At 61.1% G+C, this 12,383-nt stretch carries 11 protein-coding genes; 6 read left to right on the forward strand and 5 right to left on the reverse strand.

What is annotated here, in order from left to right; genetic code table 11:
- The first annotated feature begins 132 nt into the window (after positions 1-132).
- The 4 genes from ACJ8MK_RS22275 (at position 133) to ACJ8MK_RS22290 (ending at position 5,164) form a co-directional block, all read left to right on the forward strand.
- Positions 133-852, forward strand: a complete 720-nt coding sequence (locus tag ACJ8MK_RS22275) for a DUF3053 domain-containing protein (protein WP_033636551.1) — start codon at positions 133-135, stop codon at positions 850-852.
- 542 nt (positions 853-1,394) lie between these two features.
- On the forward strand, positions 1,395-3,314 hold the full coding sequence (locus ACJ8MK_RS22280) for a PTS mannitol transporter subunit IICBA (RefSeq protein WP_103830150.1): 1,920 nt from the start codon (positions 1,395-1,397) through the stop codon (positions 3,312-3,314).
- 58 nt (positions 3,315-3,372) lie between these two features.
- Positions 3,373-4,518, forward strand: a complete 1,146-nt coding sequence (mtlD, locus tag ACJ8MK_RS22285; protein WP_033653964.1) for a mannitol-1-phosphate 5-dehydrogenase — start codon at positions 3,373-3,375, stop codon at positions 4,516-4,518.
- A gap of 91 nt (positions 4,519-4,609) precedes the next feature.
- Positions 4,610-5,164: an MltR family transcriptional regulator gene (locus ACJ8MK_RS22290; protein ID WP_033638634.1), complete on the forward strand. Its 555-nt coding sequence runs from the start codon at positions 4,610-4,612 to the stop codon at positions 5,162-5,164.
- Here ACJ8MK_RS22290 and ACJ8MK_RS22295 read toward each other — a convergent pair.
- Positions 5,161-5,769, reverse strand: a complete 609-nt coding sequence (locus ACJ8MK_RS22295) for a LysE family translocator (protein ID WP_033649537.1) — start codon at positions 5,767-5,769, stop codon at positions 5,161-5,163. The genes ACJ8MK_RS22290 and ACJ8MK_RS22295 overlap by 4 nt on opposite strands.
- A 142-nt stretch (positions 5,770-5,911) precedes the next feature.
- Here ACJ8MK_RS22295 and ACJ8MK_RS22300 point away from each other — a divergent pair, with 142 nt between their 5' ends.
- Both ACJ8MK_RS22300 and ACJ8MK_RS22305 read left to right on the forward strand, forming a co-directional pair.
- On the forward strand, positions 5,912-7,378 hold the full coding sequence (locus tag ACJ8MK_RS22300; protein WP_033636555.1) for an aminotransferase-like domain-containing protein: 1,467 nt from the start codon (positions 5,912-5,914) through the stop codon (positions 7,376-7,378).
- Positions 7,379-7,451: 73 nt separating this feature from the next.
- Complete coding sequence (locus tag ACJ8MK_RS22305; RefSeq protein ID WP_004933989.1) at positions 7,452-7,814, forward strand: YibL family ribosome-associated protein; 363 nt, start codon at positions 7,452-7,454, stop codon at positions 7,812-7,814.
- An 11-nt stretch (positions 7,815-7,825) separates the two neighbouring features.
- On the opposite strand, the gene ACJ8MK_RS22310 is transcribed toward ACJ8MK_RS22305, so the two are convergent.
- From ACJ8MK_RS22310 to sodA, 4 genes are all read right to left on the reverse strand, one after another.
- The gene (locus ACJ8MK_RS22310; RefSeq protein ID WP_442518064.1) at positions 7,826-8,605 is read right to left on the reverse strand and encodes a class I SAM-dependent methyltransferase; all 780 of its coding nucleotides are present in this window, start codon (positions 8,603-8,605) and stop codon (positions 7,826-7,828) included.
- A 101-nt stretch (positions 8,606-8,706) separates the two neighbouring features.
- A complete protein-coding gene (gene yiiM / locus ACJ8MK_RS22315; RefSeq protein ID WP_033649535.1) occupies positions 8,707-9,378 on the reverse strand; it encodes a 6-hydroxyaminopurine reductase in 672 nt (223 codons plus the stop codon).
- 99 nt (positions 9,379-9,477) lie between these two features.
- Positions 9,478-11,406, reverse strand: a complete 1,929-nt coding sequence (locus ACJ8MK_RS22320) for a methyl-accepting chemotaxis protein (protein WP_047569926.1) — start codon at positions 11,404-11,406, stop codon at positions 9,478-9,480.
- A gap of 126 nt (positions 11,407-11,532) precedes the next feature.
- The gene (sodA, locus tag ACJ8MK_RS22325) at positions 11,533-12,153 is read right to left on the reverse strand and encodes a superoxide dismutase [Mn] (RefSeq protein WP_101428061.1); all 621 of its coding nucleotides are present in this window, start codon (positions 12,151-12,153) and stop codon (positions 11,533-11,535) included.
- Positions 12,154-12,383: the final 230 nt, after the last annotated feature.

Genomic DNA, 12,383 nt, shown 5'->3' on the forward strand with positions numbered 1-12,383 from the left:
GGGGCAATGCTCATCGCAAGCGGAATCGCGTATCGGAATGCCGCCAGTTGATCTATTCTTATAGGCGCACGGAGTGCGGAAAAAGGGGCGGAGTCCAATGAAAAAGCAGGTTTATAACAGGAGTTATGTCACATGGCGGTAGGGATCCAGAGCAGAGGTTTCGCGCGTTGGTTGGCACCGGTATTGGCATTGTTGGTGGTCATGCAATTGACCGCCTGCGGCGATAAAGAGCCGGAACAGCGCAAAGCATTTATCGATTACTTACAGAATACCGTGATGCGCAGCGGGGCGAACATCCCCACGCTGAGCGAAGACCAGAAGCAGAAGTTCGGCAACTATGCCGGCGATTACGCGATTTTGGTCGGCTTTTCGCAGCAGCTGTCCAAGTCGGTCGGCGCCAGCCTGACGCCGGCGCTGGATCAGATTAACCAGATCCGCACCGCGCAGGACTACCTGAACAAACGCGACGCGCTGCAGCAATCGGTCGGCGCGTTGAACCTGCTGGGCCAACAGATCCAGTCCGCTAAATCGCAGGCGGATACCGCCCGCGCGGCGCTGAAGCAGCCCGACGATCTGAAGGCGGTGTACAACCAGGCCTATGACAAGATCGTTACCGCACCGGCCAACGCCTTGATGCCGGCGATCCCGACCACCGCCGGCTTCGTGCAGGATCTGGTGCAGGTTGGCGATTTCCTGCAGAGCCAGGGCAACCAGGTCAGTTTCAACAACAACGGCGTGCAGTTCCGCACCGCGCAGCAGGTGGCGCAGTACAACACCATGATGTCGAATCTGGTGGCCAAGCAGCAGAACCTGCTGAATGCGCAGAAAGCCGTTCAAAGCGTGACGCAATAACGCACCGCATGCACGACATACGGGCCGGCATTGCCGGCCCGTTTTATTTCCCCTCAGCGTTTCCAATAGCTTGCTGGTTTATTGCGCAGGCTTCTGTACTACACTTCAATTAATCCATTCATTCGGCAATGTAGTTTTCTTTCATTCATCACTTCGCTAGTTCCCGGCGGGATGAATGCTCACAGGGATGATCAAACAGAGCGTCGCGATCGGCGCCGCAGTTGAAAATAAATTGTGATGTTTATCACAATTTAAAAACAAACCATCAGCTTAAAAATGTGATCAACATCACTTTATTGTGGGTTTTCAGGCGACTTTTTTCTCACTGTGCTTTTTTTACACGCCATAAGTGTGATCTTTATCACTATAAAGGGTGGTTTGTTGGGGTGTTGTATGTGATTTGTGTCACAAAAAATCCGTGAAGTTCGCGTGACAAAAACAGCGTGATAGAGTCCGTTTCGCATACAGCGGCAACACGGCTGGATCGTCACAACAATAATCACGCGCTCTATTGTCAGCGCGTAACAATAGGGGTGTGTTTTATGTTTTCACCAGACATCAAGGTTAAAGTACAAAACTTTGGCCGCTTCCTGAGCAACATGGTGATGCCCAACATCGGCGCCTTTATCGCCTGGGGGATTATCACCGCGCTATTCATTCCAACCGGCTGGCTGCCGAATGAAACCTTAGCCAAGCTGGTCGGCCCGATGATCACCTACCTGCTGCCATTGCTGATCGGTTATACCGGCGGGCGGCTGGTGGGCGGCGAGCGCGGCGGTGTGGTCGGCGCTATCACCACCATGGGCGTCATCGTCGGCGCCGACATGCCGATGTTCCTCGGCTCGATGATCGCCGGTCCGCTGGGCGGCTGGGCTATCAAGCACTTTGACCGCTGGGTGGACGGCAAGATCAAAAGCGGTTTTGAAATGCTGGTGAACAACTTCTCCGCCGGCATCATCGGCATGCTGCTGGCGATCCTGGCTTTCCTGGGCATCGGGCCGCTGGTGGAGGTGCTCTCCAAGCTGCTGGCGGCGGGCGTGCACGTGATGGTGAAGAACAACCTGCTGCCACTGGCGTCCATCTTCGTTGAACCGGCGAAAATCCTGTTCCTGAACAACGCCATCAACCACGGCATCTTCTCGCCGCTGGGTATCCAGCAGGCCACGGAAGTCGGCAAGTCGGTATTCTTCCTGATCGAAGCCAACCCAGGCCCGGGCATGGGCGTACTGATGGCCTACATGTTCTTCGGTCGCGGCAGCGCCAAGCAATCCGCCGGCGGTGCGGCAATCATTCACTTCCTGGGTGGCATCCACGAAATCTACTTCCCTTACGTGCTGATGAACCCACGCCTGCTGCTGGCGGTGATCCTGGGGGGCATGACCGGCGTCTTCACCCTGACGATGCTGAACGGCGGCCTGGTTTCTCCGGCTTCTCCGGGTTCGATCCTGGCAGTGCTGGCGATGACCCCGAAAGGCGCCTACTTCGCCAACATTGCGGCGGTGTGCGCAGCCTTTGCCGTCTCCTTCGTGGTGTCCGCTTTCCTGCTGAAAACCTCCAAGGTGAAAGAGGATGACGATCTGGAAGCCGCGACCCGTCGCATGCAAGAGATGAAATCGCAGTCCAAAGGCGGCGCGGCGGCGCCGGCATCGGTCGACGGCGATCTGAGCACCGTGCGCAAAATCATCGTCGCCTGCGATGCGGGCATGGGTTCCAGCGCCATGGGCGCCGGGGTGCTGCGTAAGAAAGTGGCCGACGCCGGGCTGAAGAACATCTCGGTGACCAACAGCGCCATCAACAGCCTGCCGGACGATGTGGATCTGGTGATTACCCACCGCGATCTGACCGAGCGTGCGATGCGCCACGCGCCGCAGGCACAGCACATCTCGCTGACCAACTTCCTCGACAGCAAGCTGTACAGCGATTTGGTCGACCGTTTGCTGGCGGCCAACAAAACCAGCGACAACCAACAAAAGGTACTGGGCGCGCTGGACGACAGCTTCGAAGCCGGTGAATCGAACCTGTTCAAGCTGAGCGAGAGCAACGTGTTCCTCAACCTGCAGGCCAGCGACAAAGAGCAGGCGATCCGCTTCGCCGGCGAGCAGCTGGTGAAAGGCGGCTATGTCGAGGCGGAGTACGTGCCGGCGATGCTGGAGCGCGAGAAACTCACCTCCACCTACCTGGGCGAGTCGATCGCCGTACCGCACGGCACCATCGAGGCCAAAGACCGGGTGCTGCGCACCGGCGTGGTGTTCTGCCAGTACCCGCAGGGCGTGCGCTTCGGCGAGGAAGAGGATGAAGTGGCTCGTCTGGTGATCGGCATCGCCGCGCGCAACAACGAGCATATTCAGGTGATCACCAGCCTGACCAACGCGCTGGATGACGAGAGCGTGATCGAGCGGCTGGCGAATACCACCAGCATCCAGGAAGTGCTGGACCTGCTCGGCGGCAAAAAAGCCGGATAACAGAATCATTTTAAAGGGTGCAGCTTGCTGCACCCTTCGACATTAAGAAGGTAGAGTTATGAAAGCATTACATTTTGGCGCAGGGAACATCGGCCGCGGTTTTATCGGCAAGCTGCTGGCGGACGCCGGGGTTGAGCTGACCTTCGCCGACGTCAATCAAACGGTGCTGGATCTGTTGAACAGCCGTAAAAGTTATCAGGTGCACGTGGTGGGCGAGCAAGAACGCGTGGAGAGCGTCAACAACGTCAGCGCCGTCAACAGCGGCAGCGAGGCGGCGGTGGCGCTGATCGCCGAGGCGGATCTGGTGACCACTGCCGTTGGCCCGCAAATTCTCGGCAAAATCGCCGGCACGATCGCCAAAGGGCTGGTGCTGCGTCATCAGCAGGGCAATGAGCAGCCGCTGAACATCATCGCCTGCGAGAACATGGTGCGCGGCACCAGCCAGCTGAAGCAGCATGTGCTCGCCGCGCTGCCGCAGGACGAGCAGGCATGGGTTGAGCAGCACGTCGGCTTCGTCGATTCGGCCGTCGACCGCATCGTGCCGCCGGCGGACAGCAGCGATCCGCTGGAAGTGACGGTGGAAACCTTCAGCGAATGGATCGTCGATCAGACCCAGTTCAAGGGCCAGCCTCCGGCGATCGCCGGCATGGAGCTGACCGATAACCTGATGGCGTTCGTCGAGCGCAAGCTGTTCACCCTCAATACCGGCCACGCCATCACCGCCTACCTTGGCCAACGGGCCGGGCTGCAAACCATTCGCGACGCCATTCTCGACCCGGCGATCCGTCGCGTGGTGAAAGGAGCGATGGAAGAGAGCGGTGCGGTGCTGATCAAGCGCTACGGCTTCGACGCCGACAAGCACGCCGCCTACATCAACAAAATCCTCGGCCGCTTCGAAAACCCGTATCTGCACGACGACGTCGAGCGCGTGGGGCGCCAGCCGCTGCGCAAACTGAGCGCAGGCGATCGCCTGATTAAACCGCTACTGGGCACGCTGGAATACGGCCTGCCGCACGCCAACCTGATCCAGGGCATCGCCGCCGCCATGAGCTACCGCAGCGAACAGGATCCGCAGGCGCAGGAGTTGGCGGAATTGCTGAACACGCTCGGGCCGAAAGCCGCGCTGGCGCAAATTTCCGGCCTGCCGGCGGAAAGCGAGGTTGTAGAAGAGGCCGTTGCTGTGTATAACGCCATGCACAAGTAGAATCGTGATGATGAACACCCGAGCGCAGCTTGCTGCGCTCCTGCAATCCGAGTTCGACATCGACGGCCCTCCCCACGCCTTTCGAAAAGCGATGATGGAAGAAGCACAGGCATTTGAAAATCAGGTTCTGGAAAAGCTGAACGCGGGCAAAACGGTGCGCAGTTTCCTGATCGCGGCGGTAGAGCTGCTGGCGGAAGCGCTCAACGTGCTGGTGGTGCAGGTATTCCGCAAGGACGACTATGCGGTGAAATATGCCGTCGAACCGCTATTGTCCGGCAGCGGCCCGCTGGGGGAGCTGTCGGTGCGCCTGAAGCTGATGTATGGGTTGGGGGTGATCTCCCGCCACGAATATGAAGACGCCGAGCTGCTGATGGCGATGCGCGAAGAGCTGAATCACGACGGTGCGGAATACCGCTTCGTCGACGACGAAATCCTCGGGCCGTTCGGCGAGCTGCACTGCGTGGCCGCGCTGCCGCCGGCGCCGACCTTCCTGCAGCCGGGCGAAGCGGATGAAGCGCTGATCGCCATGCAGCGTCAGCGCTATCAGCAGATGGTGCGCTCTACCATGGTGCTGTCCATTACCGATCTGATCGCCGGCATCGGCGCCAAACAACCTTCCCGACTCTCTCCTCTCGGCCGCGGCTAGGCAAAGGCCGCGCGCCATTCGTCGAACAGCAACCACAGCGCGGTGGCGGCCATCAGGCCGGACATGACGCCGTTGAAGGCGCGCAGCTTCCAGGCGACCTGGAGCGCGTTGCGCAACCGGTCGCCCAGCACCGCCCACAGCAGCACACAGGGTAAATTCAGCACGACGAAACCTGCGATGACGCTCAGCGTATGGAAGAAGGTGGCGCCTTCGCGCGGGGTGAACAGGATCGCCACGTTGATCACCATCAGCCAGGCCTTGGGGTTGACCGCCTGAAACAGCGCGCCGTTGAGGAAACTCATTGGCCTCACCTGCTCTTTGGCGTCCGGCGAGGCCGCCTTGAACAGTTTCCATGACAGCCACAGCAGGTAGGCGCAGCCGATCACCGCCAGCGGGAAGCGGATGACGCCGGCCCAGCTCAGCGCCAGCGCCAGCAGCGGGATAATGATAGCCAACTGCACCGCGCAGCCGGCGCCGATGCCGAACAGCATCGGCAGGGTGCGGCGCAGGCCGAAGTTGACGCCCGACGAGGCCAGCAGCAGGTTGTTGGGGCCGGGGGTAATCGACATGACGGTGACGTAGCTGACAAAGGCGGAGTCCAGCATGGCAGGTTCCTTGAAAATGACGGTAATAACGAGAGGATCAGCATAATCGCTGCAATGGGGTGGTGACAGAACCACAAATTGGATATTGTCATGGTTACAGTTGTGCAAAATGTAAACTGTACCCATTGCCTGGAGAGAAACTGTGACCCTGCTCGATGAAACCCCGGATACCCGTTACCTGCAGCTGGCGGATACGCTGGCCGAGGCCATTCGCCGCGGCACGCTGCTGCCCGGCGACCGCTTGCCTTCGGTGCGGCGCTGTGCGCAAACCCATCGCGTCAGCATTAATACCGTGGTGTCGGCTTACCGCACGCTGGAGGATCGCGGGCTGATCGAAGCGCGGCCACAATCGGGGTTTTATGTCCGCAGCACGCTGCCGGCGCTGAAGATGGCCTCGGCGCCCAGCGGCCGCATCGAACCGCCGGCGGACGACGTGCTGGCGCTGATCGATACCGTGTTCGCCGCCCAGCAGAATCCGGCCTTCACCAACATTGCGCTGGCCTGCCCGCAGACCAGCGATTTTTATCCCGGCGGCAAGCTGGGGCGCATGCTGTCCTCTCAGCTGCGCCGTCAACCGGATTTGATCGGACAGTATTCGTTGCCGCCCGGCAGCCTGCGGCTGCGTCAGCAGATCGCCCGCCGTTCGATGACGCTGGGCATGCTGCTGGAGCCGGGCGACGTGGTGCTGACCCACGGCTGCATGGAGGCGTTGCAGCTGGCGCTGCGCGTCACCACCAAACCGGGCGACTGCGTCGGGCTGGAGTCACCGACCTACTTCTACCTGCTGCCGCTGCTGGCCAGCCTGGGGCTGAAAGCGCTGGAAATCCCCACCGATCCGCAGCTGGGTCTGTCGCTGGACGCGCTGGAGCTGCTATTGAACGAGAAACGGCTGAACGCGGTGATTGCCATGCCGACGGTGCAAAACCCGCTGGGCTGCACCATGCCGCTGGCGGCGAAAAAGCGGCTGGCGCGGCTGATGAACGATCATCAGGTGCCGTTGATTGAAGACGGGCTGTATGCCGAGATCCAGTTCGGCGGCGCGCTGTCGCCGGCGGTGAAGGCGTTCGATCGCGACGGCTGGGTGCTGTTTTGCTCCAGCTTCACCAAAACGCTGGCGCCGGATTTTCGCGTCGGCTGGATCTGCGGCGGCCGCTTTCACGAGGCGTTGCGCAAGCTGAAGGCGGTGTCGTCGATGTCCGAGTCGCAGCTGCTGTCGGAAACGCTGGCGACCTTCCTGGAGAGCGGCGGTTACGATCACCATTTGCGCAACCTGCGCAAGCGCTATGCGGCGCAGGTAGACGAGGCGCGGGCGCTGATCGCCCGGCATTTCCCGCGCGGCACGCTGGCCACGCAGCCGGCGGGCGGCTTCGTGTTTTGGGTTGAGTTCCCCCCCAACGTGGACAGCGTAGCGCTGTTCCACCAACTGCTGGAAGAGCAGATCTGTTTGACGCCGGGCACCCTGTATTCCCCCAGCGGGCGCTACCGCAACGCGCTGCGGCTCTCCTGTTGCTACCCGTTCAACGCGCGCTACACCCAGGCGTTGGCCCGGCTCGGCGCCAGAGCCTGCGAGATGAGCGGCCTGCCGCCCGGCATTGCGCAGGACGGGTAACGGCGCGCGCCTTTTGCTACAATGCCGGTATCATTGATTAGCGTGCCATTTTGGGCACAACGGGCCAGAGACCATGAAAGAGAAAGAAAAGGCAGAGATCAAGCGCCTGAGCGACCTGCTGGACGCCTTGAACCACAAAGACGCCACCGTGATCCAACAGGGCAACCCTGAGTTGATTGCGCAGCACACCAAAGAGAAAGAGAAGCTGGCGACGGAGATCGAGCGCCTGAAAAACGTGCGCGGCGAGAAGCTGAGCGCCGAAGCGCAGAAGCTGAGCAAGCTGCCGTTCAGCCGCGAAATCACCAAGAAAGAGCAGGCCGACATGGGCGCGCTGAAGAAAAGCGCGCGCGGGCTGATCGTGGTGCATCCAATGACCGCGCTGGGCCGCGAGATGGGCCTGAAAGCGGTCACCGGTTACGCCAAGAAAGCGTTCTGAACCCCCGGGCGTCAGACCTTGGTGGTGAAATACGCCTTGGTCTGATAGGGCACGGTGACCGTGTCCTGGCCCCGTAGCTCCTCTTCTTCCGCCACCAGCTGGCGCAATTGATCGATAACCTGCTCCTGTTGCGGCTGCGGCAGCGCGGCGATAAAGCTGGTTGAACGCACCCGGTTGTAGATCACGTCCTCCACCGCGCCGCGGTGGCTCAACATAAAGACCTGCTCCTGCAGCAGTTCAAAGCCTTTGAACGGGAAGAACTTGCGCCATTCGCCGGTATAGAAACGCGGCGCATCGCCTTCGTGGCGATCGACGATCTGATTCAGTTTACGCACCCAGCCGACGCGCGCATCGCGCATGTTCCACACCAGACCGAGTTTGCCGCCGGGTTTGAGAATGCGCCGGATCTCCGCCAGCGCCTGCGGCGTGGCGAACCAGTGGAAGGATTGGGCGCACACTACCGCATCGACCGACTCGTCCGGCAACGGGATCGCCTCGGCGGTGCCCGCCAGCGTTTTCACCTGCGGCAGCGCCGCCGACAGTTTTTCCAGCATTTGCGGCACCGGTTCGACGGCGATCGCCTGAGCGCCGGTTTCCAGCAGGCGCGGGGTGAACTTGCCGGTGCCGGCGCCGAGATCGATGACCGTCATGCCGGCGTGCAGGCCGATAGTCTCGCGCAGCCAGGCGGCGATTTCCGGCGGATAATCCGGCCGGCCTTTCATATAGCGATCGGCATTGGCCTGATAGCCCTCGGCGGCGGCGTGATGAATCGAATGGGTCGGGGTGGTCATTACCTGGCTCCTGGCTGAAAAACACGCGGCTACAGTATAGGCGGAAGAACAGGGTTAACGCGGCATTCGGCGCACGTTTTTCATCTTTTCCGCCCGCGCTTTCAACGGCCGAGCAGGCGGCGGTTGAAGTCCTCAAGGTGCCCTTCGGCAAGCCGCGTGAGCATGGTCTTGCTCCAGCTGGCGGAGAGGCCGGCGACCGCCAACAGGCGGCGATACTGTTCCGCGTCGAACGGCATATGCCAGGCGATAGCGATGGCTTCGGCGACCGACACGTCGCTGTTGCGCGCCGCCAGCGCCAGCGGACGATCGCCGCTGACCGCGCCGGGCGACACCACCCGATACAGCCAGCCGCAGCGGCCGCTTTGCTGCATCAGCACCGAAATATCCTCGATGGCGAAGTGATAATTGAGCTTGAAGCACGGCGAGCGCGGCTGAGTGACCTGGATCAGCGCCTCGCCCCAGCGGAAAATATCGCCCATAAACACATTGTGTTCGGTCAGCCCTTCGGTGGAGATATTCTCGCCGAAGGCCGGGGCGCAAAATTGCTCGGCCTGCGCCGGAAACTGCGCGCGCCAGTGGGCGTAATGCTCGCGCGGGTAGTGGCACAGCGCGCGGTCCGGCCCGCCGTGATAGCTTTTTTCCGCCTGCTCGTCGCCTTCCAGGCCGAGCGGCGTGAGCCGGATGGCGCCATCCACCTGGCGTTTGGCGATGGCGCTGGGGCGCCCGCCTTCATAGGGTTGGATGCTGCCGATGTAAACGTCTGGGTGATGCATGTGCGCCTCCGTGTCTCGCGTCGAGGGCTCAGCATAGCCTGAGTTGTGCCGGGGGGACATAACAACCCGCCCGAAAATCCTCGGGCGGGCGGCGGGGCGTCAGAAGGTGGTCCAGTTCTCTTCCGCAGCGGCGTTGGCGGCTGCGGGTTTTACCGCCGGCGCTTTCGGCGCGGCGGCTTTCACGGCGGCGGGTTCAGTCTGCTCCGCCAAACGGAACACCGAGACGCTCTGCAGCAGCATGTCGGCCTGTTCTTCCAGCGAATCGGCGGCGGCGGCGGACTCTTCCACCAGCGCGGCGTTTTGCTGGGTGGTGTGGTCCATCTCGACGATCGCCTGGCCAATCTGGGCGATGCCTCGCGTCTGCTCATCGGAAGCGGCGGCGATTTCAGCCATGATGTCGCGCACGTGGGTGACCGAGCGGACGATCTGTTCCATGGTGTTGCCGGTGCTTTCCACCAGCTCGGTGCCGGTTTTCACCCGGCTGACCGATTCGGCGATCAGCCCTTCGATCTCCTTGGCCGCCTGGGCGCTGCGGCTCGCCAGGCTGCGCACTTCGCTGGCGACCACCGAGAAGCCGCGGCCCTGTTCGCCGGCGCGTGCCGCTTCCACCGCGGCGTTGAGCGCCAGGATATTGGTTTGGAAGGCAATGCCGTTGATCAGGGTGGTAATTTCGGCGATACGCTGCGAACTGCTGGAAATATCGCGCATGGTGCTGACCACATTTTCCACCAGCTTGCCGCCCTGCTGCGCGGTCTGCGAGGCGTCGGTGGCCAGCTGATTGGCGTGATGGGCGTTGTCGGCGTTCTGTTTCACCGTGGCGGTCAGCTGTTCCATGCTGGCGGCGGTTTCCTCGACCGCCGCCGCCTGCTGTTCGGTGCGTGAGGAGAGGTCGGTGTTGCCGGCGGCGATTTCCGCCGAGGCGGTGGAGACCTGGCTGACCCCCATCTGGATCTTCTCAATCATGGTGCGCAGGTTTTGGCTCATCGCCGCCACCGCGTTCAGCAACTGCCCCAGCTCGTCGCGGCGGGTGCTGGTCTGCGCCTGGCGCAGGTCGCCGCTGGCGATGCGTTCCGCCATGGCCAGCGTGCTGTGCAGCGGACGGGTGATCTGCAGGGTGATGCGCCAGGCGATAAGCACCCCGGCGATGATGGCGATCAGCGTGGTGATGCCCATTTGCAGCTGCGCCAGATTGATATCATTGTGGGTCTGCGCCAGCTCGTCCTGCATAAAGGCGTTCACCAGCATGCCGATCGCCTGCGCGCGTTCGCCGAGCCGCCGGCTGATCTGCTGCTCGTGCTCATAGGCAGGCAGGTAGGCCGCGATGCGGTTTTTGTAATCGTCCAGCGCGGCCAGCAGCGGTTGCAGCTGCGGGCGCTGCGCGTCGCTGACCCGGCGGCTCAAGGCACTGGCCGCGTCGCGCGCATCGTCGATGGCCGCCATCAGCGGGGCTTCGGTTTCCTTGTTCAGGCTCAGCAGCAGGCCGCGCGCGCCGTAGCGCACCTGGGTCAGCTTCTGGTTCAGCTGGATGAAGGCCAACTGCAGATCGCCGTTGGTCAGCTGGCGCTCCACCTGGCTCAGGCTGGCCTGCACTTCCGACATGTTCCAGCTCTGGCGCACCGCGTCTTTCGCCGTGACCGCCTGTTCAAACTCTTTTTGCTGCTGCTGATATTCCCCGATCAGCGTCACCAGACGCTGCAGATCCTTGCGGCTTTGGGCGTCCCAGTCCAGCGCCTGCCCGTGATCTATCAATTTGACGGCGTTTTCAATATTGGCGCGGTTGTTCTGAATATACTCCGGCCGGTAGGTCTGGCCGTACATGGCGCGGTTGTATTTGGCCTGGTTGATCTCTTCGTTCAGCCGGTTGCTGAAGTCGATGCGATCGGCGCGTGATTCGATGATATGCAGATATTGCGCCCCGGTGCCGGCGATGATGACCGCCAACAGCAGCAACAGTGCGAAGCCGAGACCGAGCTTTTTACCTACGGTGAGATGAGTGAACTTTCCTGCCAATGCTTGCAATGCCGCCATAGCGTTTTTTCCTTCTCCGGGCGAACGTCAATTGAACAAACCATCGGCAAGACGTGGTCAAACTTTAGCGGATTTCAGGCAAAAAAATACCCGCCGGTGGCGGGCATCTTCATCAACGGGGGCGAATTACTTCTTCGCGGCGAAGCGTGCGGCGGCTTCATCCCAGTTGACCACGTTCCAGAACGCCTTGATGTAGTCAGGACGTTTGTTCTGATATTTCAGGTAGTAAGCGTGTTCCCACACGTCCAGGCCGATGATTGGGAAACCGGAAGCGCCGGCGACCGCTTCGCCCATCAGCGGGCTGTCCTGGTTAGCGGTAGACACCACGGCCAGTTTGCCGTCTTTCAGCACCAGCCAGGCCCAACCGGAACCGAAGCGGGTGGCAGCGGCTTTCTCGAACTCTTCCTGGAATTTCTCAACGCTGCCGAAATCGCGCTCGATGGCCGCTTTCAGATCGCCGCTCAGCGTGGTGCCGGTTTTCAGGTTTTTCCAGAAGAAGCTGTGGTTGGCGTGGCCGCCGGCGTTGTTGCGCATGAAGGTGCGTTTGTCGGCAGGCACTTTATCCAGATCCTGGATCAGCTCTTCAACGCTGTATTTGGCCAGCTCAGGGTAGGCTTCCAGCACGGTGTTGGCGTTGTTGACGTAGGTCTGATGGTGTTTGGTGTGATGGATTTCCATCGTCTGCTTGTCGAAATGCGGTTCCAGTGCGTCGTAAGCGTACGGCAGGGATGGCAGTGAATAACTCATAATCATCATCTCCAGTGGTGTATGGGCGGCGCAAAGCGTGAGCACCGCGTAAGCAGTCGGATCATTATAGTTAATTAAATGATATTGAAAATGATTATCAATGCCCTGTGAACTGTGTGGTTAACGATCAAATCGCTGCGCTAACCTACTGATAGAAGAAGGGGCGGATGGCTGCGTGAAGCCGTCGCCCCGGCGCGCGGGTTACTCTCTATACTGTAGGGAGCGCCAAC

The organism is Serratia sp. CY38905, assembly GCF_052168875.1.
GTDB lineage: Bacteria > Pseudomonadota > Gammaproteobacteria > Enterobacterales > Enterobacteriaceae > Serratia > Serratia sarumanii.

Excerpts from the sequence above, each read along its gene's own strand:
- ACJ8MK_RS22275 (WP_033636551.1), top strand. The coding sequence starts at position 133 with ATGGCGGTAGGGATCCAGAGCAGAGGTTTCGCGCGTTGGTTGGCACCG.
- ACJ8MK_RS22280 (WP_103830150.1), top strand. The coding sequence starts at position 1,395 with ATGTTTTCACCAGACATCAAGGTTAAAGTACAAAACTTTGGCCGCTTC.
- mtlD (WP_033653964.1), top strand. The coding sequence starts at position 3,373 with ATGAAAGCATTACATTTTGGCGCAGGGAACATCGGCCGCGGTTTTATC.
- ACJ8MK_RS22290 (WP_033638634.1), top strand. The coding sequence starts at position 4,610 with ATGATGGAAGAAGCACAGGCATTTGAAAATCAGGTTCTGGAAAAGCTG.
- ACJ8MK_RS22295 (WP_033649537.1), bottom strand. The coding sequence starts at position 5,769 with ATGCTGGACTCCGCCTTTGTCAGCTACGTCACCGTCATGTCGATTACC.
- ACJ8MK_RS22305 (WP_004933989.1), top strand. The coding sequence starts at position 7,452 with ATGAAAGAGAAAGAAAAGGCAGAGATCAAGCGCCTGAGCGACCTGCTG.
- ACJ8MK_RS22310 (WP_442518064.1), bottom strand. The coding sequence starts at position 8,605 with ATGACCACCCCGACCCATTCGATTCATCACGCCGCCGCCGAGGGCTAT.
- yiiM (WP_033649535.1), bottom strand. The coding sequence starts at position 9,378 with ATGCATCACCCAGACGTTTACATCGGCAGCATCCAACCCTATGAAGGC.
- ACJ8MK_RS22320 (WP_047569926.1), bottom strand. The coding sequence starts at position 11,406 with ATGGCGGCATTGCAAGCATTGGCAGGAAAGTTCACTCATCTCACCGTA.
- sodA (WP_101428061.1), bottom strand. The coding sequence starts at position 12,153 with ATGAGTTATTCACTGCCATCCCTGCCGTACGCTTACGACGCACTGGAA.